Origin of the sequence: Streptomyces sp. 1114.5, assembly GCF_003635085.1 — a bacterium.
Classification (GTDB): domain Bacteria; phylum Actinomycetota; class Actinomycetes; order Streptomycetales; family Streptomycetaceae; genus Kitasatospora.
In genome coordinates this window covers 955,485-979,367 of the sequence record NZ_RBXE01000002.1, presented here as the reverse complement: position 1 = coordinate 979,367, position 23,883 = coordinate 955,485, and the positions used below count along the sequence as shown (strand labels likewise).

Genomic DNA, 23,883 nt, shown 5'->3' with positions numbered 1-23,883 from the left:
TGTCGGTTCGGCGGGTACGGTGCGAGACCGCGGGGGCTCAGAAGGTGAAGCGCAGCGAACGGACCCGGTGGTCGAAGCTGGACGGGACGAGCTCCGGCTCGCCGACCGAACGCGCCTCGGGCAGGCGGGTGAACAGTTCACGGAACAGCGCCGTCATCTCCTGTCGGGCCAGGTGCGCGCCGAGGCAGTAGTGCGGGCCTCCGCCGCCGTAGCCGAGGTGCGGGTTGGGGGTGCGGGTGATGTCGAAGGCGTCCGGGTCGGGGAAGACGGCCTCGTCGCGGTTGGCCGACCCGTAGAACAGCGCGACCTTCTCCCCCGCGCGCAGCAGCGGGCCGCCGGGGCCGCCGAGCTCGTGGTCGACGGCCAGGGTCCGGTGGAACTGGATGATCGGCGTGGCATGGCGGACGATCTCGTCGACCGCGCCGCCGAGCCGGCCGTCCGGGTCGGAGAGGAGCAGGGCGCGCTGTTCGGGGTGGACGGTCAGCAGGTGCAGGCCGTGGGCGAGTGCGTTGCGGGTGGTCTCGACACCGGCGACCAGCAGCAGGGTGAAGAAGGCGCCGAGTTCGCGGCCGGTGAGCCGGCGGCCGTCGACGTCGGCGGTGACCAGTGCGGAGATCAGGTCCTCCGCCGGCCGGCGGCGGCGTTCCCGGCCGATCCCGGCCACGATGCCCTGCATCCGGGCGAGCGCCCGCAGCCCGCGGCCGGGCGACCGGAGCCGGTCGCGCAGCGAGCGCGCCACGCCGATGTCCGCGGAGGTGCGGTTGACCAGGTCGAGGATGGCGCGGCGCGGCTGCTCGGGGATGCCCATCATGGTGCAGATCACCTGGAACGGGAGTTCGGCGGCAACGGCGGCCACGAAGTCCTCCGGCCGCTCCCGCTCGACCCGGTCGACGAGGGCGGTGCTGATCCGGTGGACGTCCTCTTCGACCCGGCCGAGCAGCCGCGGGGTGAAGGCCCGGGAGACGATCCGGCGCAGCTGGGCGTGGCGGGGGTCGTCCAGGTTCACCATCGAGTCGCCGAAGAGCAGCCGGACCCAGCGGGCCGGGGCGGGGGTGGTGACGCCTGGGCCGCTGAGGAAGACGGCGGGGGTGCGGCTGGCCTCGGCCACGTGGGCGTGGCGGACCAGGGCGTGGAAGCCCCTTCCGGTGGCGCGGTCGCCGAAGAACACCGGGCCGGGGCGGCGGCGCAGCTCGGCGAAGGCGGCGGCGCGGGCGGGGGCGGGCAGCCGCCAGAAGCCGGGGTCGGCGAGGTCGGCGACGTCGGCGACGTCGGCGACGTCGGCGAGGTCGGCGAGGTCGGCGACGTCGGCGACGTCGGCGACGTCGGCGAGGTCGGCGAGGTCGGCCTGGTCCGTGCGGGCGACTTGGTCGACTTGATCGACTTGGTCGGCGGGGCGCTGCGTGGCGTCCGTCGGCGTCTCCAAGGTCGGACCTCCCTGCTACTGGACGGCATCGTTCCGACATGTACGGAACGAACGGGCAAACCGCACGTGCCGGCCTGCGCACATTTAGTGATCAGGCGGTGACCGCTTGTCAAGCTGCATCGATGGTCGTACGAGCAGACGTTCGGACTGGAGTGCGGGAAGGCGGCCGTCGACCCGACCTCCGGGCGAACGGCCGGGCATGGTCTCACGGGGCGGAACCGGCCAATACCGGAGGGTGCGGTACGGGCCGGGCGGGCCGGGTGCGACGATGAGTGCCATCGTGATGACCGACCGGATCCGCCAGCTGCGCGCCGTGGTCTTCGCCGCGTTGTGCGTGGCGATGGCCGCCACGGCGCACGTCGCCATGGCCGGGCCCGGGGTCTCGCCGACAGTGCTGACCGGCGCGTTCGGGGCGGTCCTCGGGCTGACCTGGCTGCTCGCCGGGAAGCGGCGCGGGCTCGGCGCGATCAGCGCCTGGATGGTCGCGGCGCAGACCGCACTGCACCTGCTGTTCGAACAGGCCGGGGCGCTCGCCCGCGGAGGCGGCGGCGTCGGCCGGCTCGCCACCACGGACTGGACGGCCCTGCTGCTCTGCAACCCGGACCGCGCGCCCGGCGGACTCTCGCCGGTCGAACTGGCCCGGATGGCGGGCATCGACCCGGACGCCCCACCGGCCACCGGCGGCCTGCACCCGATGACCGGGATGCACCACGGCACCGCGACCATGGGGCCGTCGGCCGACGCGATGGCCATGAACGGTGGCCTGTCCGGGATGGCGGGGATGCCCGGCATGACCGGCGGCACGTCCCAAGGGATGTCGCACGGCATGGCTCAGGGCATGTCGCACGGCATGTCGCCGGGGATGGCCGCCGCCCACGTGCTGGCCGCGCTGGCTTGCGCCCTGCTGCTGTGGCGCGGCGACGCGGCACTGGTCCGGCTCTTCGAACTGCTCGGCGCCCTCGGCTCCGTCGTGACGGGGGCGCTGCTGCTCCCGCTTCTGGCGCTCTTCGCACGCCCCTTCGGCTACCGGGCCCCGACCCCGCCCCGGCCCACCGACGACCCGGCCTGCCCGCCCCGGTCGGTGCTGCTCACGCATGCCGTGGTCCGGCGCGGGCCGCCGGCCTTCGCCCTCGCCTGCTGACGCGCCCGCCGCTCCGCTCCCCCGGCCGCCACCGGCCGCCGGAACCCCGCGACGGGCAGGTCGCCCTGCCGTACGGCCGTGCCCTTCCGCCGGCGTGCCGCCAGGGCGCGGGCCCGCGTCCGCCCTCGTGCCTTCCCGCTTGACCGGGAGGTGCGACGAGCCGCGCGGCCGCCCACGGACGCCGACGGCGCCGCCCTGCGCGGGCGCCGTCCCCCGCCTTCCCCTCGGGACCTTTCCATGCCTGACTACGACGGCGCACCGGCTCGGCCCGGCGCCACCGTCCTACCGCTGCCCGGCCTGCGGGCCGCCCTCCTGCTCGGTCGCGAGCTCGGCCGACAGCCGGGCCGACAGCCTGGCCGACCACTCGGCCGAGGGCCCGTCGGCGGCGGCCGCCCGTACGTGGCCACCCAGCTGCTCCGCCCGGGCCAGCCACTCCCGGCAGCCGGTGCAGCGCGCCACGTGCTTGTCCAGCCGGGTGTCCGGCAGACCGCTCGGTTCGCCGTCGAGCCGGGCGGACAGAGCGGTCCGGAACTGCGCACATCTCATGTGACCATCGTCTCGCACAGCGCCCGCGGCGTGACCGGCCGGGTCGGAGGACGCCGTGGATGACGAACAGCTCACCGCGCTCGCACTGACCGCCCGCTCCGGCCGCGCGGCGGACGTCGAGGCCTTCGTCCGTGCCACCCAGCGGGACGTCTGGCGCTTCGTCGCCCACCTGACCGACGTGCAGTCCGCCGACGACCTGGCGCAGGAGACCTTCCTGCGCGCGCTGCGCGGTCTGCCCGCGTTCGCCGGGCGCTCCTCGGCCCGCACCTGGCTGCTGTCGATCGCCCGACGCACGGTGATCGACCGTTACCGGATGGCCGCCGCCCGGCCGCGCTGCGCGGCACTGCCGGACTGGCAGGAGGCGGCGGAGCGGCAGGGCGGCGCACCGGAGGCCGGGTTCGAGGACGGGGTCGCGCTCGACGACCTGCTCGACCGGGTGCCCGCCCAGCGCCGGGAGGCGTTCGTGCTCACCCAGGTGGTCGGCCTGAGCTACGCCGAGGCGGCCCAAGTCGCCGGCTGCCCGGTCGGCACCGTCCGCTCCCGGGTCGCCCGGGCCCGGGAGGAGCTGATAGCGCGGCTGCGGGCGGCGGACGCCGGGGAACTCGCGACCGCCTGCTGAGCAGGCGGGGCGGGTCGGGCGAACAAAAAACAGCTGACAGATAACAGATTTCGAAATCTGTTATCTGTCAGCTGTCACCTGTCACCTGTCACCTGTCGGCCGTCACGCCACCCACCGCCCGTCGGCTGCCGCCGCCACCACCGAAAAATTCCCCCACGTGTTCGGAACCGGAGCCCGCGCGCTTCCGACTGCTGTACCGGACGCCGCCGCCGAGGCGGTGTCCGGCACGGCGGCACCAGAACGGAGGGACTCCATGACAGCGCAACAGCCCAAGACCGACACGACACTGACGGATCGTCAGGCCACGGTGGTCGACCGCTGGAGCCTGGTCGTGGCAGCGGGCCTGCTCTCGTTCGTCGCGATGCTCGACATGAACGTGGTCAACCTCGCGCTCACCGACATCGCGCGCGGACTGCACGTCTCCGCCGGGGTCGCCCAGTGGGCCGTCCTCGGCTACCAACTCCCGCTCGTGGCCCTCCTCCTGCCCGCCGGGCGGTGGCTGGACCAGGTCGGCACCAGGTCCGCCCTGCTGCTCGCGGTCGGCTGCTTCGCCGGCTGCAGCGTGCTGGCGGCCGTCGCCCCCTGGGCCGGCTGGCTGATCGCGGCCCGGCTGCTGCAGGGCGCCTTCGGTGCCGTGCTCTTCGTCCTGATGCCGGTGCTCGCCGCGACGTCCGTACGGCCCGAGCTGCGCGGGCGGGCGATGAGCGTGCCGGCCACCCTCGGCCCGCTCGGCGCCGTGACCGGCCCGGTGGTCGGCGGCCTGCTGCTCGACCACCTCGGCTGGCGGGCGATCTTCCTGGTCAAGCTGCCGGTCTGCCTGGCCGCCGTGCTGATCGTGCGGCGGCACGCCCCGCGTCGCGGCGGGCTGCGCCCGCCCGAGCGGGGTTCGCTCGGCGACGCCGCCCTGATCGGCGGCGCCGTGGCCGCCGTCCTGCTGGGGCTCACCCTGGCCCCCGACGCGCCGCAGTGGCTCCTGCTGGCGCTGCCCGCTGCCCCGCTGGTGCTGCTGTGGCTGCGTCGCCCGGGCGGCCTGCCGGTGGCCGAGGTGCTGCGGGCGGCCGGTACCGCCGGGGTCAACGCCGCGGTGCTGGCGCTCGCCGCCGGGTTCTCGGCCTGCCAGTACCTGCTCGTCCAACACCTGCGCGGCCCCCGGGGCGAGAGCGCCACGGCCACCGCGCTGACCATGCTGGCGTTCCCGCTCGGCATGGTGCTGGCCGGACGGGTCGGCGGGCGGCTGGCCGACCGCTGGGGCGCCCGTCCGACCGCACTCACCGGAGCCGCCGTCACCACCCTCGGCCTGGCGCTGCTCGTCCCGCTGGACACCGGCTGGTCCCCCGTGGACATCGCCGCCCGGCTCGCCCTCGCCGGTGCCGGGATGGGCCTCAACGGCGGCCCGACCCAGGCCCTGGTGATGACCGCCTCCCCACCCGGGAAGCTGGCCACCGCCGGCTCCGCCGTCCAGCTCGCCCGCAGCCTCGGTTTCGCCCTCGGCCCGGCCCTGGCCACCGCCGCCGCGCTGGCCGGCGACCGTGCCACCACCGGGACCAGGGCCGGGATCGCCCTGGCCGCCCTGGTCGCGGCGACCGGCGTCGCCCTGCTCGCCCTGTACCGCCGCCCCCGGCCCTGACCCGCCCGCACCCCCTGCGCCACACCCGCACCCACGCACGCCTGTACGCCTGCCCGCACCCGCACCGGAGGACCAGCCCAGATGACCGACACCCTGCCCGACCCGGCCGCCACCGGCGCCGACACCCCGCGCTGCCCGTACGGGTACGACCGGCTCCCCTCCCCCGTCCCGCTGTACGGTCCGGCGTACAAGAGCGACCCGTACCCGCTGTACCGGCGGATGCGCGAGGCCGGGCCGGTGCACCGGGTGGAGTTCCCGAGCGGCATCCACGCCTGGCTGGTCACCGGCTACCGGGCCGCTCACGCGGCCCTCAACGACCCGCGGCTCGGCAAGAACCACACTCTGGGCAACGACAATTGGCGCCGGCTCGCGTCGATCATGCCCGAACCGCAGCACTCGCAGCTGCAGGTCCACCTGCTGCACCAGGACCCGCCCAAGCACACCTCGATGCGCCGCCTCGTCCTGGACGCTTTCGCCCCGCGCCGGGTGGAGTCGCTGCGCCCGCGGCTGAGAGAGCTCGCCGACGCCCTGGTGGACGAGCTGCCCGAGACCGGCGGCGCCGACCTGGTGGCCGGCTTCGCCGCCCACTACCCCTTCCGCGTGCTGGCCGAAGTCATCGGCCTGCCACCCGAGTTGGCAGTCCGGTTCGACCGCGACTGGGGCAAGGTGGTCCAGCCCGTCGGCCCGAACGACCCGGGCCGTCCGGCGTACGAGGCGCGGCTGCGCGGCCTGCAGACGTACATCGCCGACGTCGTCGCCCGCAAGCGCACCGACTGCCGGGCCCCCGGCTGGTCGGAGTCCGAGGACCTGCTCGGCCGACTCGTCGCCGCCCACGACGCGGGCGAGTTGAGCCGCGCGGAGCTCGACTCGATGGTGTTCCAGCTGCTGGTCGCCGGGCAGGAGCCGGTCACCAACCAGATCACCACCATGCTGATCACCCTGCTGCGCCACCCCGATCAGCTCGACCGGCTGCGCGACGGGATCGACGAGCCCGGCCTGCTCGCCCGGGCGGTGGAGGAACTGCTGCGCCACGACGCCGCGTTCGAGCTCACCACCTGGCGGTTCTTCGCCGAGGACAGCGACCTGTTCGGCACCACCGTCCCGGCCGGGGACTCGGTGATCGTCTCGCTCTGCGCCGCCAACCGCGACGAGGAGCAGTTCCCCGAGGCCGACCGCCTCGACCTCGACCGCTCCCCGAACGCCCACCTCGCCTTCGGCCACGGCATCCACTACTGCCCCGGCGCCGCGCTGGCCCGGGCCGAACTCCAGGTCGCCATCGCCACGCTGCTCACCCGCCTGCCCGGCCTGCGCCCGGCCGAGGCCCCCGGGGACGGCCTGGCGGACCTCGCCTGGGTGCCCGCCGTCCTGGCCCGCGGGGTCAACCGGCTGCCCGTCGCCTACGACCGGCGCCGCTGAGCCCCCGCCAGGCCCCGCCCGGCCCCCACCCCTGAAGCACCCGCGGTGCTGCCCCCGGTCCGGGAGGCAGCCCGGTTGCGCCTGCCCGCCGGCCGCCGGCCCGCACGCTCACTGCCGACCCGCACGCCCGCCGCCGTATGCCCGTACGACACCACCTTCCGTGGAGGACCCACCATGCCGCCCGTCGGCGCCGCCACCACTCCGGCCCACGCCGCCACCACCCCGGCCTCCGACCGCACCACGGCCGAGCGGCTAGCCACCCGCATCCTCGGTCTGCTGCTGCCGCACCGTCGCGCCTCCGACCCGGAGTTCGACGTACGGCCGGAACACTTCCCGCTCCAGCTCGCCCAGTTGGCGCACTTCATCGCCGCCGGTGAACCGATCGTGTTCACCCTGCCCGGCTTCCCGTGCAAGTCGCCCAACCCGGCGAAGGTGCTCGGCCACCTGCCCGACGAGGGCGAACGGCTCTCGCTCACCTTCCTCGACCGGCTCTGCGCCGAGATAGGCCACCTCCACGAGCCCGGGGCACAGATCCTGATCTGCTCCGACGGGCACATCTTCGGCGACCTGATCAACGTCCCGGACGACCACATCGACGCCTACTCCGACGAGTTGACCGCGATGATCGCCCGCGAGGGCCTCGGCCACCTCGCCACCTTCGACCTGCGGGCCGTCCTCGGCGACCTCCCGTACGACGAGAAGCGCGCCCGGGTGCACCAGCAGTACGCCCCCACCGTCGAGGAGTTGCGCGAGCAGGTGCTGACCGAGGAGGAGACCCTGCGGCTGTACCGCGGGATCACCCGGTTCCTCACCGAGGACACCGTCGACTTCCCCGGTACCCGCTCCGCCCTGCAGCGGGAGTGCCGCCGCCGCGCGTACGGCGTGATCCAGCGCAGCCGCGCCTGGGGCGAGTTGATCGCCGAGCAGCACCCGCGGGCGGTACGGCTCTCCATCCACCCGCAGCCCGCCGGGGTGTCCAAGTTCGGCATCCGGCTGCTGGAGGCGGCCGACGTCTGGACCACGCCCTGGCACTCCTCGGTGCTCCACCGCCCGGACGGAAATTGGGAGTTGCTGCGCAGCGAGGAGGCGCAGCAACGCGGCCGGCTGGTGCTGCGCGACGGCCGGCCGAGCCACTACGAGGGCCACTACGAGAGCCGCTACGAGGGCCACACCGATGGCCACACGGAGGACCACACCGAGATCCCGACCGAAGGCCGCTGAGCGGCGCCTACCGCCCCGTGGTGTCGGCCACCGCGCCGGCCGGGCGTCCGGTCGGTGCGGCGGCCGGGCTGCGGTGGTCGAAGGCGATCAACGGGTCGCCGGTGAGCGGGTGTTCTACCACCGCCGCCCGTACGCCGAAGACCTCCGCCAGCAGTTCCGCGGTGAGCACCTCCCGCGGCGCCCCGGAGGCCACCAGGGCGCCGCGGTGCAGCACGTGCAGCCGGTCGCAGACCGAGGCGGCGGCGTTGAGGTCGTGCAGGGCGACCAGGGTGGTGCGGCGCTGTTCCCGGAGCAGGGCGAGGAGTTCGACCTGGTGCCGGACGTCCAGGTGGTTGGTCGGTTCGTCCAGCACCAGGACGTCCGGCTGCTGTGCGAGCGCGCGGGCCAGCAGCACCCGTTGCCGTTCGCCGCCGGACAGTTGGGCGAACCGACGGTCGGCGGCATGCGCCATGCCGACCCGGGTCAGTGCCTCGGCGGTGATCCGGTGGTCCTCGGCGTCGTCGGCGGCGAAGGCCCGCTTGTACGGGGTGCGTCCCATCGCGACCACCTCCCGGACGCTCAACTCGAAGTCCCCGCCGCGCTCCTGGGGCAGGGCACCGATGTGCCGGGCGGACTGTGCGGGCCGCAGCTCCGCGAGGTCGCGCCCGGCCAGCAGCACCCGGCCGGCGCTCGGCCGCAGGTGCCGGTAGACGGTCCGCAGCAGGCTGGACTTGCCGCTGCCGTTGGGCCCGACCAGTCCGGCGATCTCCCCCTCCTCGGCGACCAGGTGGACGCCGGCCACCACGGTGCGCCCGGCCAGGGCGACGCTCAGGTCCTCGACGGCGATCCTCAATTGCGCTCCAGTCGTCGGTCCAGCAGGTAGAGCAGGGTGGGGGCGCCGAGGACGGCGGTGACCACGCCGATGGGCAGTTCCTGGCCGTCCAGGGCCGTGCGGGCCACGGTGTCGACGACGACCAGCAGCAGGGCCCCGGTGAGCGCGGACAGCGGCAGCAGGCGGCGGTGGTCGCCGCCGACGAGCAGCCGGCAGACGTGCGGCACCATCAGCCCGACGAAGCCGATCGCGCCGGAGACGGCGACCAGCACCCCGGTGAGCACGCTGGTGACGACGAAGACCTCGCGGCGCAGCCGGGCGACGTCCACGCCGAGCCCGGCGGCCGTCTCGTCGCCCATCAGCATCGCGTTGAGGCCCCGGGCGCGGGACTGCAGCAGGGCCATGGCCAGTGCCACGGACGCGGCGGGAATGGCGAGTTGGGCCCAGACGGCGCCGCCGAGACTGCCCATGAGCCAGAACAGCACGCCCCGGGTCTGCTGCTCGTCGCTGGTCTGCAGGACGAGGTAGCTGGTGACGCCGCCGAGGAACTGGGCGATGCCGATGCCCGCGAGGACCAGGCGCAGCGGGGAGAAGCCACCGCCGCGCCGGGCCATCAGCCAGACCAGCGAGAACGCGCCGAGCGCGCCGGCGAACGCCGCCAGGGAGACGGTGAGGCCGAGCGCGCTGCCGAAGGAGAGCTGGAGCCCGAGGCTGGTGCCGAGGACGATGGTGGCGACGGCCCCGAGGGAGGCGCCGGAGGAGATGCCGAGCAGGTACGGGTCGGCGAGCGGGTTGCGCACCAGGGCCTGGACCGCGGTGCCGACCAGGCCGAGCCCGGCTCCCACCACGGCTGCCAGCAGGGCGCGGGGGACGCGCAGTTGCCAGACGATGAGGTCGCGGGTGTCGGGTTCGGGGGCCCGGCCGGTGAGGTGGTGGACGACCACCGACCAGACCTCGCCGGGCGGGATGTCCACCGAGCCGAAGGAGACGGCTGCGGTCAGCGCGAGCACCAGGGCCGCGGCGAGCACGGCGGCCAGCGGCCCGGCCCGCAGGGTGCGGGCCGGGCGCGGAGTGCCGTGCGGTTCGCCGCGGGATTCACCGTACGGTTCCCTGTGCGGTTCGCCGCGCGGCTGCCCGTGCGGTTCGCCGCGGGATTCACCGTACGGTTCGGCTTCGGCGGGGACGGCCGAGGTCACCTGCTACTGCCCGTTCTTGACGAGGTCGGGGTGGACGGTCGCGGCGATCTGCCGGACGGCGTCGGCGTTGCGCACGCCCGCAATGGTGGTCACCTCGGAGCCGAGCCGGACGAAGTGGCCCTCCTGGACGGCCTTCAGGCCCTGGGTCGCGGGGAAGCTCTTCAGGAACGCCTCGGCGTCGTCGAAGGCCTTGCGGGTGGCCTCCTCGCTGCCCCGGTTGCGGACGGCGAGCTGGATCCAGTCCGGGTTCTTGGCGACGACGTCCTCCCAGGAACCGGGCTTGAAGTCGGCGTCGCAGTCGGCGAACACGTTGCGGGCACCGGCCAGGGTGATGACGGCGTTGGCGACCTGCCGGCCGCAGACCGCCGTCGGCTGCTTGGTGCCGGCGTCGAAGTCGAAGACGAAGTAGCCGGGGCGCTGCCCCTCCGGGACACCGGCGAGCGCGGTGCGGACGTCACCGACCTGCTTCTCCATCCCGGCGATCAGCTCCTCCGCCCGGGCGGCGGTGCCGGTGACGGCTCCGAGGCGGCGGATGTCGTTCTCGACCTCCGCGAGGTCGGTACGCGGCGCCTTGGCCGCCTTCGGGGTGCCGGAGCAGGCGGTGGAGAGCAGGAAGACGTGCTGGATGCCGGCCGCCGTGAACTCCTCCTCGCTCGGCCCGGTGGCGCCGCCGCCCATCATCGGCATCGCGCTGAAGGTGTCGATGTAGAGGTCGGCGCCGGAGCCGAGCAGCTTCTCCTTGGGGATGACCTTCTCGCCCAACACCGGTACCTTGCCGCCCTGTTCGGCGAGGTCGGCGGGCAGGGTGCCCTTGCCGGGCGGGAAGCCGGTGCCGATCACCCGGTCGCCGGCGCCGAGCCGCAGCAGCATCTCCAGGCTCGACGCGTTGCTGGTGACGATCTTCGTGGGGGCCTTGGCGATGGTGGTCTCCTTGCCCGTGCAGTCGGCGACCGTGACCGGGTAGGCGCCGGCCGGGGCGGCCTTGGCGGTGCCGGTGGCGGCCTGCCCACCCCCGCCACCGCTTCCGCAGGCCGTGGCGAACAGGGCGACGGCGGCCGCGATTCCGCAGACAACGCGAGGGCGCATGACAACTCTCCTGGTCGGTGATCGTGCTCGGGGTCCGTACTGCGGACCCGGACCAGGTAGTCGGACGGTCCGGGCGGCGGGTTCCCGCGGATTCGCGAACCCGGGGGCGGGTTTCCGGACGACCGTCAGCCCCTGCCTCGCGGCCCCGCCGTAAGGTGGCCGGATGGCCGATCCCACCGCCCCGCGCGACGCCACCACCCCGATCGACGAGCCCGCCCCGATCGACGAGCCCGCCCCACGCGACGATGTCGTCCTGCGCGACGACCTCGACCTGCCCGTCCGGCTCGGGCCGCGTCCGCCCCGCCGGGTGGTCTCGCTGGTGCCCTCCCTGACCGAGGCGGTCGCCGCAACCGCAACCGGCCTGCTGGTCGGCGCCACCGACTGGTGCAGCCACCCCGCCGACCTGGCCGTCACCCGGATCGGCGGCACCAAGAACCCCGACGTCCGGCGGGTCCTCGCGCTCGAACCGGACCTCGTCCTCGCCAACGACGAGGAGAACCGGCGCCCCGACCTCGACGCGCTGCGGGCGGCCGGCGTCCCGGTGTGGGTCACCGACATCCGCACCCTGGACGACGCCTTCCGCTCACTGGACCGGCTGCTGACCGTTGCCTGCCGGCTCCCGCGCCCCGCCTGGCTGGACGAGGCGGAAGCGGCCTGGGCCCCGACCGGCCGGGCGGAGGACGGGAATCCGAAGGCGGGCCCACGCACGATCGTGCCGATCTGGCGCCGCCCGTGGATGGTCCTCGGCCGCGATACCTTCGCCGGGGACCTGCTGCGCCGCCTGGGCCTGCGGCTCGTCCATGCCGATCACCCCGAGCGCTACCCCGCTGTGCCACTGCCCGAACTGCTGGCGGTCCGGCCCGAGTTGGTCGTACTGCCGGACGAGCCGTACCGTTTCACCGTCGAGGACGGCCCCGAGGCGTTCCCGGGCATCCCGGTCGCCCTGGTCAGCGGACGGCACCTGACCTGGTACGGACCGTCACTCGTCACCGCCCCCGCCGTCCTGCGCCGGGCGATCGGCCACCCGTTCGGACAGGGTCGGATCGGCACCTCGTAGGATGACCGCTTCTCACCGGGAACGCCGGTGACAAGCGGGGGGACCACAGATGAGACTGAGCACCACCCGGCGGACACTGGTCCTGGTGTCCGCCGCCGCCGCGTCGGCCGCCGTCCTGGCGGGCTGCGGCACCGAGCACGCCGACAAGCACCAGGACGCGGCAGCGGGCGGCACCCCGGCGGCCGCGAGCGCCGCACCGACCGAGACGCCGAGCGCGAGCCCGTCCGCGAGCGCCGCCCCGAGCCCGTCCGCCTCGGCGAGCGCGAGCAGCGGCCCCGCCGCCTCGCAGAGCCCGAGCGCCGGCGCGGGCAAGTCGGCCAAGGCCGCGCCGAGCACCCCGCCGGGTGCCGCCGCCAAGGCCGGTGGCACCCTGCCCGCCGGGCTGACCACTCAGCCGCCGGTCGCCAAGCCCGTCGTCGTGGCCCCGGTGCCGAGCGCCAAGCCCGGCCCGGTCGCACCTCCGCCGCCGCCCGCGCCGCCGACCCCGCACGTGCCGCCGCTGCAGAGCGGCTGCACGCCCAGCAAGCCCCGCCCTGACGACCCCAAGGAGGCCGTCGGCGCGGCCCTCGCCTCGGCCGCGGGCCAGTCCCGGACGCTCAAGCTGAGCAGCGGCGGAACGGACCAGCTCCCGCCGCTGCCCGTCAACCTGGTCAAGGCGATCGCCTGGCAGGAGAGCGGCTGGCAGTCCGGCATCCTCGCCTGCGACGGCGGGATCGGCACCATGCAGGTCATGCCGAACACCATCAGCTGGATGAACGGCAAGTTCGGCACCACCTCGGACGCCAACACGCTCGCCGGGAACGTCCAGCTCGGCAGCCAGCTGCTCGACTGGCTCGTCGCCTACTACGGCGACTCCTCCTTCGGCGGGAAGTACGACCTCTCCCCCGACCCGGTCACCGGCAAGACGCCGCTGCTCGACCTGGTCGTCTCGGCGTACAACGCGGGCGCGGGCAACGTGCACTACAACGCCGTCACCGACCCGACCACCGGCGAGGTCGTCGGCAGCCTCTCCATCCCCAACCCGGGGTACGTCGCCAACGTCAAGGCGCTGATGTCCAGCCAGCCCTGGAACAAGGCGGGCTGACCCGAGGCCGCGTGTCCTGCGGAACGCGACGGGGCCCGGGACGCGATCGCGTCCCGGGCCCCGTTCGTCCGGCGGGCGTCCCCCGTCAGCCGCGCGCGGCGGTGACGGCGGCGCCCAGCGCCTCCTTGATGCGCGGGCCGAGGCGGGCGAAGCCCAGCTCCTTCATGGCCGCCCGCAGCAGCTCCTCCTCCGAGCGCTCGACACCGTCGCCGTCCACCCACCGCACGACGGCGAGCAGTTCGTCGGCCGAGTAGGCGGTGACGGGACGGCCGGGCGTGAAGTCCGGCTTCGCGGGACGGGTGCCGGCCTCCGGCTCGGGAGCCCCCTCGACGGCGGGCTCGGGCTCGACAACGGTCACCGGCTCGGCCTCGGCGACCGGCTCCTCGACCTCGACCGCCGCCTCCTCCACTACCGCGTCGACAACGGCCTCGACCTCGACGACGGGCTCCTCGGCGACGGGCTCGACCTCGGCGACGGGCTCGGCGTCGGCCTCGACCTCGGTCACCGGCTCGGCCTCGACGGCCGCCTCGATGGGCTCGGGCTCAGCTGCCTCCTCCTCGGCGACAACCTCGTCCACCTCGACGACGGGCTCCTCCGCCACCTCGGCGTCAACCTCGGCAGCGGGCTCCTCGACCTCGACGGCCGCTTCGGCCACCTCTGCCTCGACCTCGACGGCCGCTTCGGCCACCTCTGCCTCGACCTCGTCCGCCGCTGCGGCCTCGGCCAGGGCGGCGGTCGCGGCGGCGACCAGGTCGTCGGCGGCCGGGGAGGGCGCCGGGAGGGAGACGACCGCGGCCGGCGCGTCCTCCTCCGTCAGTTCCTCCTCCACCGCGGCCGGCTCGACGTCGACGGCCTCGACCTCGACGGCGGCCTCGACCTCGACGGCGGCCTCCGCCTCGTCGCTCTCCTCGGCGGCTTCCTCGGCGGCCTCCTCGACGGTCTCCTCGACCGGAGCCGTCACCGAGAGCGGGACCTCCTCCACGAGCCCGTCCCGCTGCCCACCGGCCAGCGCCTGACGGGCCGCAGCCTCCGCCTCAGCGGCCGAAGCCTCGGAGCCCGGCTCCTCCGCGCCCGCCTCCTCCGCAGCCGGCTGCTCACCGGTCACGTCCTCGACCGACGCTTCGCCGACCGGCTCATCGGTGACGGCCACCTCGTCGACCAGCACCTCGCCGTCCGGCGCCACGTCGACCGCCGCCTCCTCGGCGACGGCCTCCTCCGCGATGGCCTTCTCCGCGACGGCCTCCGCGACGACGGCGTCGGCCGCCAGCCCGTCCCGCTGCCCGCCCGCCAGTGCCTGGCGGGCCGTGTACGCGGCCTCGGCGGCGCGGCGGTCGGCCTTGGCGGCGGCGAGTTCGGTGAGCAGTTCGCCGAGGCCGGCCTCCTCCAGGTCGGCGCGCAGGCTGCGGATGGTGGGCAGGCGGTAGAGGGTGCCCTCGTCGGAGGCGAGCCGCTCGACCAGGTCGATCAGCTCGGTGAAGGGCAGCCCGTCCAGGTCGTGGGCGGGCAGCAGGCGGGCGAGCTCGCGCAGGCCGGTGTTGATCGCCTCGAAGGCCTGGGCGGTGTGCTCGACCAGGGATCCGTCGGCGGGCACGGTCGGGAGGGTGCCGGCCGGGGCGAGGGCGGCCCAGGCGCGGCGCTCGATCTCGGCGGAGGTGAGGGCCTCGTGCAGGTCCTCGCGGCGGATGCGGCGGTCGGTGGCGAGGGCGGTGGCCTGCTTGCGCAGTGACCGGCCGCGCAGCCAGGAGAGCTTGACGCCGTTCTCGCGGCGCCAGGTGCTGTCGGCGGTGGCGGCGGCGAGGGCGCCGAGGTCGGCGTCGTAGGCGGCGGTGGTGAGGGTTGCGGAGGTGCGGTGCACCCGGTGGAGCATCTCGACCAGGAGCGCGGCCTTGGCGACGGTGTCCGGCTCGTCCAGCTTGACCTCGGCGGCCAGGGCGGTGACGGCCTCCCAGGTCTGCTGGAGGTCGCGGCCGCGCAGTTCGGCGAGCGCGGTGGAGGCGGCGCGGGCGTCCTCGGGGGTGGCGACGGTGTCGACGGCCGCGTACCAGGCGTGGGTGTCGGCGCTGAGGGTGAAGGCCCCGAGTTCGGCGTAGCGGCCGAGGTCCTCGCGGAGGTCGGGCTCCGCGGCGGCGTCCTGGGGGTCCTTGACGTCTGCGGCGTCTGCGGCGTCGGCGACGTCCACCGGGTCGGCTGCGTCGGCGTTGCGCGAGTGAAGCACTGTCATGTGAGGTCCGGTTCTGGGCGACGGCGGCGGGGCTGGCGACGAGGGGGCGGCGGACCGGTTGCGCGGAGTGCCCCGGGGGCGGGGCGAGGGGCGCGCGGTCGGGCTGCCGGTTGTGGAGGCCCAGAATACGGGTGCCCGTTCGAGCCTTGCACGCACCCACCGTCCCGACGGGCCGGTGTCGTATCCCATACCGCCCGCCTGGCCGCTACTCGGGAGGTCCGGCCGGGTGGTCCGGTGCTGGTCCGGCCGGGTGGTCGGGCGCTGTTCCCCCGGTCGGGCCGGGGCGGCGGCCGGGGCGCCGCAGCCGTTCCAGGGGGACCTCGCGGGCGCCGCGGCGCGGTCGGCCGAGCGGCGGGCGGTGCCCGGCCCGACCGAGGGTGTGGAGGTCGACCGGCGCGAGGTACTCGTTCAGCGCCGTGCGGTGCCACCACGCGCCGGTTTCCCGCAGTTCGCGCCAATCGGTGAACCGGTAGAGGTAGAGGGTCGCCCGGACGTGGGTCGGCGGGGCGTCCGGGAAGGGGTTGTGGCGCAGCAGGCGCAGGGTGGCCCGGTCGCCGGCGAGCAGGCGGGCGACGAAGGGCAGGAACCAGGGGCGGGCGTAGCCGGGCGAGATGCCGGCGAACCACATCAGCCAGTCCAGCCGCAGGTGGTAGGGGGCGTACTGGCGCGGGAGACGGCGCACGTCGCCGGGTTTGCCCTTGAAGCCGTACTCGCGCCACACCGTCTGCGGGGTGAGGACCGCCTCGTCGGTGCCTTCGACCACGACCTCCTGGCGGAGGCGGTTGATGCTGCCGAAGGCGCCGTAGGTGTTGACGAGGTGGAGCCGGTTGAAGGAGCGGTTCATGGCCTGCTGGCGGGAGATCATGTTCCGTACCGGCCAGTAGCTGAGCACGGCGACGGCTGCGGTCAGCGCGATCACCAGCGTCTCGTACCAGAGCGGGGTGCCGGGGTAGTCGCGGGCGTGGACGGGCAGGGCGAGGCGGGACGGCTGGACGGCGGCGAGCGCGAGGGCGATCGTGAGCCAGTTGAGCCAGGCGAAGTTGCCGGAGGCGATCAGCCACAGCTGGGTGGCGATGACGGCGCAGGCGGCGTAGCTCGCGATCGGCTGCGGGAGCAGCAGGCAGACCGGTACGACGAGTTGGACGACGTGGTTGGCCGCGACCTCGACCCGGTGCAGTCGGTCGGGCAGGTGGTGGAAGAACCAGCTGAGCGGGCCGGGCATCGGCTGGGTCTCGTGGTGGTAGCGCAGGCAGGTCAGGTCGCGCCAGCAGCTGTCGCCGCGCAGTTTGATCAGTCCGGCGCCGAATTCGACGCGGAAGACGAGCCAGCGCATCAGCCACAGCACCAGGGTGGGCGGGGCGGTGTCGGCGGTGCCCAGGAAGGCGGCGAGGGAGCCCGCTTCGAGCAGCAGGGACTCCCAGCCGAAGGAGTACCAGGTCTGCCCGACGTTGACGATGGAGAGGTAGAGCACCCAGAGCACCGCCCAGAGCAGGATCGACGTCCAGAGCGGGACGGCGTCGCCGAGCCCGGCCGCGACGGCGGCGGCGAGGGCGGCGCCGCTCCAGGCGACGGCGGCGAAGAAGCGGTCGCTGTAGTGGAGGTGGAAGAGGCCGGGTGCCTGGCGGAAGGTGACGCGGGCGGTGAAGCGGGGCACCGGCAGCATGCCGTCCGCGCCGATGAGCGCGCGGAACTGCGCGGCCGCGTCGAGGAATCCGATCAGGTAGATGACGGCGAGCAGGCGTTGGACGAGCAGCCGGCTCAGCCAGTAGTCGGGGGCGGCGAACCAGTCCATGCGGCCCATGCCTACCATCGCGGCTGCGCGGGCGGGCCCGGCCGGGGCGCGGTCGGCGGACGGTTCACCCGCTCGGCCTGGCCGAACTGCGCTGCGCCGTAGGGCCGCAGCGGCCGCCCGGGACGCCCGCCCGTGCTGTCGGGCCGCCGTCGGAATGCGGCCCCGGGCCACCGGGCCCCGGACGGCAGCGTGGCGGGGAGCCTCTCCTCGGGGGTGAGAGGCGCCCCGCCACGGTGGCGGACGGTAGGAGTGGTGGTGCCGGCGGCCGTGGCCGCGGTGCCGCGCGCGGGCGGCGGGTCGGCGGTTCAGCTCGGCAGGACGAGTCCGGACCCGCCGGCGGCGCCCGGGCGGCCGGCCGCGGTCGCGGTGCCGTTCTGCTGCAGCCGGTCCACCAGCAGGGCGGCCAGCGTGCCGAGCTCCTCCTCCGTGCGGGACTGGGCGGTGACGTCCATGCCGACGGTGAGGACACCGTTGACCTGGCCGGTGCGCGCGGTCCGCAGCGGGGTGCAGGTGAAGCTGAAGATCTGCTGGATGCGCTGGGCCTCGGGGCGGGCGCTCTGCACCCGGACGTCGTTGAGGACGGTGGCGCGGCCGGTGTGGTACGCCTCGGAGACGGCCTGCTGGAGGCCGGCCGCGCCGAGCTGCGGGTAGGCGGTGCCGATCGTGCCGTACGCGACCGGGGCGCCGAAGGTCTCGGCGTGCTGGGCGTTGGCGTAGCGGATCTCCTGGCCGGGGCCGTCGGTCAGCATGATGGGGAACGGGGAGCCGTCGAAGGCGGCGAACATCTCCTGCTGCTGGGCGAGCAGGTTGTCGCGCAGCCGGATCTCGGAGAGCAGCGCCTCGGCGAGGTGCTGGATGTCGCGCAGCCGCTCGCGTCCCCACTGCCGGGGTTCCCGGTCGAGGACGCAGACGGTGCCGATGACGGTGTTGGTGTCGTCGACGAGGGGGGCGCCGAGGTAGGCCCGGACTCCGAGTTCGTCCACGACCGGGTTACCGGCGAAGCGGGGGTAGGCGAGGATGTCGTCCAGGGCGAGGGGCGAGCGCTGGGCGACGACGTGCGGGCAGAAGCCGTGGCTGAGCGGCATCTGCCGGGAGGGGAGGTCGAAGGCGATGCCCCGGTCCGCCCAGGAGGCGCCTTCTTCGGCCGCAGCTTCGTTCGAGTTTGGCGGAATGTAGAGCCCCCGGAACATCTGGCGCTCGTCGTTGATGAAGTTGACCATCGCGATGGGAGCGCGGGTGATGCTGGCTGCCAGGTGCGCGAAGCGGTCGAAGGCCTCGTCCGCGGACGGTTCGTTGAGACCCAGGCTGCGCAGCCTGCGAGTCCGCTCGGACTCCCCGGCGGCACCCGGGAACTGGCCTTGAGTGCTCATCACATCAGTCATGGCGCACATGTAATCAGACATCCGGGCTGTTCGGTGCTACCGGTACCGGCCACTGAACCTGCTGATGAACAGTCAAAGCAGCATGTGAACGGCCGCTCACGGGGTCGCGATGTGGGCGAAGATCGTTTCCCACCCGGCCTGCGGGTGAAACCCGTGGGCGGAACGGGGGCTCCGAATCCCGCCAATCCAAGATCAACCGACATGGAACGGGTGTCCCCATATGACAATGAGCCCTGCCGAAGACACGGACGGTATTGCCCTCCCCGGGAGGGGCCGTTCCAGAGTCCGCATGCACCGGTTGCACGGGAGCGATCGGCCGCCGACCCCCACAATCCACCCAGTCCCCTCGGAGGGCGGCCGGAGCGGCATCGACGGCACGAACGGAGGCACGACACCACGGCAACGAGAGGACCCCAGCAATGGCGATGGACTACTTCACCGACGAGCGGCACGAGAGCCTCCGGGCGGAGGTCCGTGAGTTCGCGGAGAAGGAAGTGCGTCCTCAGGTGGCCCGCATGGAGGCCGACCGGAAGGTCGAGTTCGAACTCTCGCGGGAGATCGCCCGGCGGGGATGGATCGGCGTGACCATCCCCAAGGAGTTCGGCGGCCTGGGGCTGGGTCATCTCGGCAAGACCATCATCGTGGAGGAACTGGCCCGGGTCAGCGGCGCGATGGGCGCCGTGGCCCAGGCCTCGCAGCTCGGCGTCGCCAAGGTCATCCACTTCGGCTCGGACGCCCAACGCCGCAAGTGGCTGCCGAAGTTCGCCTCCGGCGAGTCCCTGCCGACCATCGCCGTCACCGAGCCCGAGTCGGGCGGCCACGTGCTCGGCATGACCGGCACCGCCCGCCGCGAGGGCGACGAGTACGTGCTGAACGGACGCAAGTGGTTCGTCGGAAACTCCCACATCGGCGACGTCCACGGCGTGGTCCTCCGCACCGGCAAGGGCAGCCGGGGCCTGTCCGCCTTCCTGGTGGAGAGCGACCGCCCCGGCTTCCGGACCGGCGAACTCGGCAACCAGGGCGGCCTGCACGGCTTCAGTTTCGGCGAGTTGGTCTTCGAGGACTGCCGCATCCCGGCCCGCAACCGGCTGGCCGAGGAAGGGCAGGGGCTCGACGTCGCCTACTCCTCCTCCACCCTGTACGGCCGGCTCAACCTGGGCGCCGTCGCGCTCGGCATCCACGTCGCGATCGTCGAGGACGTCGTGCGGTACGCCGAGGAGCGGGTGCTGTACGGCGAGCCGCTCAACCAACTCAACAGCGTGGCACTGAAGCTGGGCGAGATGCAGTCCAAGCTGATGATCGCCAAGCTCGCCGCGTACCACGCGTCGCACCTGCTCGACAACGGCAAGCCCTGCGACGCCGAGCTGATGAACGCCAAGCTCGTCAACACCGAGTACGCGATGGACTCGGCGCGCACCGCGATGGAGATCCTGGCCGCCCGCGGCACGCAGGAGGAGTTCAACATCATCCGCTACCTGCGCGACGCCACCCATCTCTACGCCCCGGCCGGCACCTCGGACGTGCAGCGGCTGCGGCTCGGCCAAGTCGCCTCGGGGACCTACGGCAAGCAGTGGTCGGCCGAACTGTCCGACCTGGCGAGCTGGGCGTGGACCGAGCTCAACCAGCGGGAGGCCCGGGGCCGGGAGGACGCGGGCGCGCGGGTGGTCCGGATACCGCTGGCGAGTTGAGCGGGCGGATCTGCCGGCCCCGCTGGTCCTGCGTTCCCGCTGGTCCCGCCGGTCCCGCTGGGGCTGCTGGGGCTGCTGGCCCTGCTGGTCCTGCTGGTCCTGCTGGTCCTGCTGGTCCTGCTGATCCGACCCGCTGGTCGATCCGGCGAATCTTCAGCAGATGATCGGGCGACCGTTTTTGACCTGTTCCTGACGGCTCTCCGGGAGGCGCGCCCCGCCTCCCGGAGGGCCGTCCGCCCTTGGTGGCGGAGGTTCTGAGCTGCTGCGATGTGTCCACGAACGCCCCGGCCGGGCGAGCCACCCGCGGTCATCAGCCTTTTACATATCGTCAGTTGATGTTGCGATAAGGGCACCTGGGACTGATAGGTTTCCTGCCGTCGGCGGCCATGGCTGTACTCGCCCGGGCGGTGACACCGCGTCACCATGTCCGGCGAACCCGGCCTCGGCACCCCGAAACCCGCCCGGGCCACACGGGCCGACCCGCCGTTCGGACCCGTGACCCGGCCTGCAACTCGGCCCTGCACCAAGGAATCAGATGCCAGGCATATCGGCCCCCCGCACGGGCCACCGCGCCGGCCGGTCCGGCTCCCTCCGCAGCTCGCTGCTCGCCCTCGTCCTGGTCCCCAGCCTGGGCCTCGCCGCCGCCTGGGGCTACGCCGCCTACCTGCTGCGCGACGCCGGACAGCGCACCGCGCTGGCGGCCGGCACCGTGGTCGTCGCCGTCGTCCTGCTGGTCAGCCTGATCCGCGGCATCCGCGCCGCCCGGGCGCTCTCCGGCCGGCTGTCCGGACTGCGCGCCGACATCCTCTCGCTCGCCCAGCAGGAGATCCCCGACGTCGTCGGGCGGCTGCGCGCCGGAGAACCGGTGCCCACCCCGCCCGCCTGGGCGCCCTCCCGCCGAGTCGGCGACGAGGTCCAGCAGACCGCCGACGGCCTCGCCGCCGTCCGCCAGGCCGCCGTCGCCGCCATCGTCCACCAGGCCCAGGGCCGCGAGGGGACGAAGAAGGTCTTCCTCAACATCGCCCGCCGCACCCAGATCCTGATCCACCGACAGATCAGCATGCTGGACGCGCTGGAGCGCGAGCACGAGGAACCCGAGCTGCTGCGCGAGCTGTTCGCGGTCGACCACCTGGCCACCCGGATGCGGCGCAACGCCGAGAACCTGGTCATCCTCGGCGGCGCGCTGCCCGCCCGCCGCTGGCGCAACGCCGTACCCATGGTCAACGTGCTGCGCAGCGCCGTCTCCGAGACCGAGAACTACGCCCGAGTCGTCGTCCAGGGCGTGCCCCGGGCCTCGCTCAGCGGGCAGGCCGTCGCCGACGTGATCCACCTGATCGCCGAACTGATCGAGAACGGCACCACCTTCTCCCCGCCGTACACCCAGGTGCAGGTCTCCGCGCAGGAGGTGCCCAAGGGCCTGGCGGTCGAGGTCGAGGACCGCGGCCTCGGCATGACCGGGGAGGAGTACGAGCGGCTCAACGAGTACCTGGCCAACCCGCCCGAGCTGGACGTCTCCGCGCTCGGCGACGACCTGCGGCTCGGCCTGTTCGTCGTCGCGCGACTGGCCGCCCGGCACGACATCCAGGTCACCCTGCGGCCCTCGCCGTACGGCGGCACCCGGGCCGTGGTGCTGGTGCCCTCGGTGCTGCTGGAGCAGCCCGAACAGCCGGCCGCGGTGCCCGGACTGCCGTCCGGCGCCCGGGTCACCCGGACCCCGGCGCCCGGGGCCCGGACGCCGGGGGGCGGCGGGGCGCCGGAGGTCGGGGGCCTCGGGGACGTGATCGGGGACGTGGACGGGGCCCTGTCGGGGGCGCTGTCCGGGGTGCTCGGCGGGCTGCTGGGCACCGGCCCGGCCGGGTCTGCCGCTCCGCAGACGCCGCCGGGTGAGGGCGCTGCCGCGGAGGGGCTGCTGCCGGACGGCGGGCTGCTGGAGGACGGTGGCGCTCCGGTCGGCGGTGGTCTGAGCGGTGGCGCTCCGGTGGACGGTGCTCCGGTGGACGGCGGCCTGCCGGAGGGCGGGGCGGTCACGCCCGTCAACGGCGGCCTGCCGGTCGGCGCCCAGATCCCCGGACTGCCCGGTGCCGTGGTCGTCCCCCGGCCCAGCCTGCCGCGCCCGTACGACCTCCCGGGCGACGCGTCACCGGACGGTCCGGTGGACGGCGGCCTGCCGGAGGGCAGCCCGCTCGGCGCTGCGTGCAGTGGTCCGGCCAGCGGTCCCGTCAGCGGTCCGGCGGCCGAGCCGGCCGCGGTGCCCTTCGACGGAGTCCCCGCCGACCGCTCCGCGCCCACCCACGAACGCCCGCAGGAGGACCGCGTGGCGCACGGCCCGGACGGCGAACTGCGCACCCCGCGGATCCTGCCGCAGCGGGTCCGCAACGCCAGCCTCGCCGAACAACTCCGCGAGGCCCACGCGCCCGGCGCCATGCTGCTGCCGTCCGTCGGCCACCCCGCCGCGACGCCGACCGCACCTGCCGGACCGGCCGCCCCCGCCGCGCCCCGCTACGGCGGCGCCGACACCGACAGCGACGCCGACGACCCCTCGCCGCAGCGCTCCCGCGCCACCATGGCCGCCATCCAGCGCGGCACCCGGACCGCCCGCGCGGCCGGCACCGAACCGGGCAGTACCGCCTCGCCCGCCGCCCCGAACACCCCGGCCGCACCTTCCGCCGCTCAGGAAGCCAAGGAACAGCAGTGATGACGCAGCACACCGAAGCCCAGCGCGACCTCAACTGGCTGCTGGACCAGCTCGTGGCGCGGGTACCCGAGACCCAGCACGCCATCGTCCTGTCCGAGGACGGCCTGCTGGTCGGCATGGACCAGGGCCTCGACCGCGCCGACGCCGAGCACCTGTCCGCCGTCGCCTCCGGCCTGCAGAGCCTGGCCCGGGGCGTCGGGCACCGCTTCAACGGGGGACGGGTCCGGCAGACCGTGGTCGAGATGGACCAGCTGTTCCTCTTCGTCACCACCGCCGGACAGGGCGCCCGGCTCGCCGTCCTCACCAGCGAGCAGGTGGACGCCGGCCTGATGGCCTACGAGATCAACATGCTGGTCAAGCAGGTCGGCCAGTACCTCACCGCGGCGCCGCGCAGCGACGCCGGCCAGGCCGGCGCGGGTGGCGGTGCGTGACCACCGCCGACGCCGACGAGGGCTGGTTCTACGACAAGGACGCCGGCCACCTGGTCCGCCCCTACGCGATCACCAACGGGCGCACCGGCCCGGTCCGTGACGGGTTCGCGCTGATCACCCTGGTGGTCACCGCCGACCCGCGCACCGACACCACCCGGCTCACGCCCGAACCGGCCGCGATCATCGACCTGTGCCGCGAACGCCCGCTGGCCGTGGCCGAGATCGCGGCCACGCTCGACCTGCCGGTCAGCGTGGTCAAGGTGCTGCTGGACGACCTGGCCGAGGCCCGGCTGATCCTCACCCGCGCCCCCGTCCAGCTCGCCGAGGCGCCGGACATCTCGCTGATCCAGGCCGTGATCGAGGGCGTCCGACGGCTCTGACCGGCGGGCCGCGCGTCCGTAACCCGCGTTCTCCCCGCTCGCCCTTGTTCTCCCCCGCTCGCCCTTG

General features: G+C 74.3%; 19 protein-coding genes. 11 read left to right on the top strand and 8 right to left on the bottom strand.

What is annotated here, in order from left to right:
* Positions 1 to 37 precede the first annotated feature (37 nt).
* On the bottom strand, positions 38 to 1,225 hold the full coding sequence (locus tag BX285_RS27555) for a cytochrome P450 (RefSeq protein ID WP_398901561.1): 1,188 nt from the start codon (positions 1,223 to 1,225) through the stop codon (positions 38 to 40).
* A 466-nt stretch (positions 1,226 to 1,691) separates the two neighbouring features.
* On the opposite strand from BX285_RS27555, the gene BX285_RS27550 reads away from it, so the two are divergent.
* On the top strand, positions 1,692 to 2,564 hold the full coding sequence (locus BX285_RS27550) for a hypothetical protein (RefSeq protein ID WP_121178564.1): 873 nt from the start codon (positions 1,692 to 1,694) through the stop codon (positions 2,562 to 2,564).
* Positions 2,565 to 2,846: 282 nt separating this feature from the next.
* Here the strand turns inward: BX285_RS27550 and BX285_RS27545 are convergent, their stop codons facing one another.
* Positions 2,847 to 3,110: a zf-HC2 domain-containing protein gene (locus BX285_RS27545; protein WP_121178563.1), complete on the bottom strand. Its 264-nt coding sequence runs from the start codon at positions 3,108 to 3,110 to the stop codon at positions 2,847 to 2,849.
* Positions 3,111 to 3,165: 55 nt separating this feature from the next.
* Here BX285_RS27545 and BX285_RS27540 point away from each other — a divergent pair, with 55 nt between their 5' ends.
* From BX285_RS27540 to BX285_RS27525, 4 genes are all read left to right on the top strand, one after another.
* Positions 3,166 to 3,729: a sigma-70 family RNA polymerase sigma factor gene (locus BX285_RS27540; protein WP_097235431.1), complete on the top strand. Its 564-nt coding sequence runs from the start codon at positions 3,166 to 3,168 to the stop codon at positions 3,727 to 3,729.
* 253 nt (positions 3,730 to 3,982) lie between these two features.
* Entirely contained in the window at positions 3,983 to 5,356 is a 1,374-nt protein-coding gene (locus tag BX285_RS27535) for an MFS transporter (RefSeq protein WP_121178562.1), read from the top strand.
* Positions 5,357 to 5,437: 81 nt separating this feature from the next.
* Positions 5,438 to 6,772: a cytochrome P450 gene (locus tag BX285_RS27530; RefSeq protein WP_121178561.1), complete on the top strand. Its 1,335-nt coding sequence runs from the start codon at positions 5,438 to 5,440 to the stop codon at positions 6,770 to 6,772.
* Positions 6,773 to 6,946: 174 nt separating this feature from the next.
* Positions 6,947 to 7,993 carry an L-tyrosine/L-tryptophan isonitrile synthase family protein gene (locus BX285_RS27525; protein WP_121178560.1) on the top strand — a complete coding sequence of 349 codons (1,047 nt, stop codon included), beginning with the start codon at positions 6,947 to 6,949 and terminating at the stop codon, positions 7,991 to 7,993.
* A gap of 7 nt (positions 7,994 to 8,000) precedes the next feature.
* Here the strand turns inward: BX285_RS27525 and BX285_RS27520 are convergent, their stop codons facing one another.
* The 3 genes from BX285_RS27520 to BX285_RS27510 all read right to left on the bottom strand — a co-directional run bounded on the left by BX285_RS27520 (position 8,001) and on the right by BX285_RS27510 (position 11,086).
* Complete coding sequence (locus BX285_RS27520) at positions 8,001 to 8,825, bottom strand: ABC transporter ATP-binding protein (RefSeq protein ID WP_121178559.1); 825 nt, start codon at positions 8,823 to 8,825, stop codon at positions 8,001 to 8,003.
* Positions 8,822 to 9,856: an iron ABC transporter permease gene (locus tag BX285_RS27515; protein ID WP_121179042.1), complete on the bottom strand. Its 1,035-nt coding sequence runs from the start codon at positions 9,854 to 9,856 to the stop codon at positions 8,822 to 8,824. The genes BX285_RS27520 and BX285_RS27515 overlap by 4 nt, the downstream gene beginning before the upstream one ends.
* Before the next feature lie 147 nt (positions 9,857 to 10,003).
* Entirely contained in the window at positions 10,004 to 11,086 is a 1,083-nt protein-coding gene (locus tag BX285_RS27510) for an ABC transporter substrate-binding protein (protein ID WP_121178558.1), read from the bottom strand.
* Between the two features lie 163 nt (positions 11,087 to 11,249).
* Between BX285_RS27510 and BX285_RS27505 the strand changes: the two genes are divergently transcribed.
* Positions 11,250 to 12,143, top strand: coding sequence for a helical backbone metal receptor (locus BX285_RS27505; RefSeq protein ID WP_220783982.1), 894 nt, complete (start codon positions 11,250 to 11,252; stop codon positions 12,141 to 12,143).
* Between the two features lie 49 nt (positions 12,144 to 12,192).
* Complete coding sequence (locus tag BX285_RS27500) at positions 12,193 to 13,227, top strand: lytic transglycosylase domain-containing protein (protein ID WP_121178557.1); 1,035 nt, start codon at positions 12,193 to 12,195, stop codon at positions 13,225 to 13,227.
* Positions 13,228 to 13,312: 85 nt separating this feature from the next.
* On the opposite strand, the gene BX285_RS27495 is transcribed toward BX285_RS27500, so the two are convergent.
* The 3 genes from BX285_RS27495 to BX285_RS27485 form a co-directional block, all read right to left on the bottom strand.
* Positions 13,313 to 15,448, bottom strand: a complete 2,136-nt coding sequence (locus BX285_RS27495) for a hypothetical protein (RefSeq protein WP_121178556.1) — start codon at positions 15,446 to 15,448, stop codon at positions 13,313 to 13,315.
* 205 nt (positions 15,449 to 15,653) lie between these two features.
* Positions 15,654 to 17,240, bottom strand: coding sequence for a lipase maturation factor family protein (locus tag BX285_RS27490; RefSeq protein ID WP_121179040.1), 1,587 nt, complete (start codon positions 17,238 to 17,240; stop codon positions 15,654 to 15,656).
* A 305-nt stretch (positions 17,241 to 17,545) separates the two neighbouring features.
* Positions 17,546 to 18,622, bottom strand: a complete 1,077-nt coding sequence (locus BX285_RS27485; RefSeq protein ID WP_121178555.1) for a GAF domain-containing protein — start codon at positions 18,620 to 18,622, stop codon at positions 17,546 to 17,548.
* Positions 18,623 to 19,041: 419 nt separating this feature from the next.
* Here BX285_RS27485 and BX285_RS27480 point away from each other — a divergent pair, with 419 nt between their 5' ends.
* From BX285_RS27480 to BX285_RS27460, 4 genes are all read left to right on the top strand, one after another.
* Entirely contained in the window at positions 19,042 to 20,310 is a 1,269-nt protein-coding gene (locus BX285_RS27480; RefSeq protein ID WP_398901271.1) for an acyl-CoA dehydrogenase family protein, read from the top strand.
* 535 nt (positions 20,311 to 20,845) lie between these two features.
* Entirely contained in the window at positions 20,846 to 23,005 is a 2,160-nt protein-coding gene (locus BX285_RS39330) for a sensor histidine kinase KdpD (RefSeq protein WP_121178554.1), read from the top strand.
* On the top strand, positions 23,005 to 23,436 hold the full coding sequence (locus tag BX285_RS27465; RefSeq protein WP_097235441.1) for a roadblock/LC7 domain-containing protein: 432 nt from the start codon (positions 23,005 to 23,007) through the stop codon (positions 23,434 to 23,436). Before BX285_RS39330 ends, BX285_RS27465 begins: the two co-directional genes overlap by 1 nt.
* Positions 23,433 to 23,816, top strand: a complete 384-nt coding sequence (locus BX285_RS27460) for a DUF742 domain-containing protein (protein WP_097235442.1) — start codon at positions 23,433 to 23,435, stop codon at positions 23,814 to 23,816. The genes BX285_RS27465 and BX285_RS27460 overlap by 4 nt, the downstream gene beginning before the upstream one ends.
* Positions 23,817 to 23,883 lie beyond the last annotated feature (67 nt).

Bases quoted from the DNA above. Each gene is read 5' to 3' on its own strand.
- BX285_RS27490 (WP_121179040.1), bottom strand. From the start codon at position 17,240: ATGGACTGGTTCGCCGCCCCCGACTACTGGCTGAGCCGGCTGCTCGTC.
- BX285_RS27485 (WP_121178555.1), bottom strand. From the start codon at position 18,622: ATGACTGATGTGATGAGCACTCAAGGCCAGTTCCCGGGTGCCGCCGGG.
- BX285_RS39330 (WP_121178554.1), top strand. From the start codon at position 20,846: ATGCCAGGCATATCGGCCCCCCGCACGGGCCACCGCGCCGGCCGGTCC.
- BX285_RS27550 (WP_121178564.1), top strand. From the start codon at position 1,692: ATGAGTGCCATCGTGATGACCGACCGGATCCGCCAGCTGCGCGCCGTG.
- BX285_RS27480 (WP_398901271.1), top strand. From the start codon at position 19,042: ATGGCGATGGACTACTTCACCGACGAGCGGCACGAGAGCCTCCGGGCG.
- BX285_RS27500 (WP_121178557.1), top strand. From the start codon at position 12,193: ATGAGACTGAGCACCACCCGGCGGACACTGGTCCTGGTGTCCGCCGCC.
- BX285_RS27465 (WP_097235441.1), top strand. From the start codon at position 23,005: ATGACGCAGCACACCGAAGCCCAGCGCGACCTCAACTGGCTGCTGGAC.
- BX285_RS27495 (WP_121178556.1), bottom strand. From the start codon at position 15,448: ATGACAGTGCTTCACTCGCGCAACGCCGACGCAGCCGACCCGGTGGAC.
- BX285_RS27525 (WP_121178560.1), top strand. From the start codon at position 6,947: ATGCCGCCCGTCGGCGCCGCCACCACTCCGGCCCACGCCGCCACCACC.
- BX285_RS27530 (WP_121178561.1), top strand. From the start codon at position 5,438: ATGACCGACACCCTGCCCGACCCGGCCGCCACCGGCGCCGACACCCCG.
- BX285_RS27505 (WP_220783982.1), top strand. From the start codon at position 11,250: ATGGCCGATCCCACCGCCCCGCGCGACGCCACCACCCCGATCGACGAG.
- BX285_RS27545 (WP_121178563.1), bottom strand. From the start codon at position 3,110: ATGAGATGTGCGCAGTTCCGGACCGCTCTGTCCGCCCGGCTCGACGGC.
- BX285_RS27510 (WP_121178558.1), bottom strand. From the start codon at position 11,086: ATGCGCCCTCGCGTTGTCTGCGGAATCGCGGCCGCCGTCGCCCTGTTC.
- BX285_RS27535 (WP_121178562.1), top strand. From the start codon at position 3,983: ATGACAGCGCAACAGCCCAAGACCGACACGACACTGACGGATCGTCAG.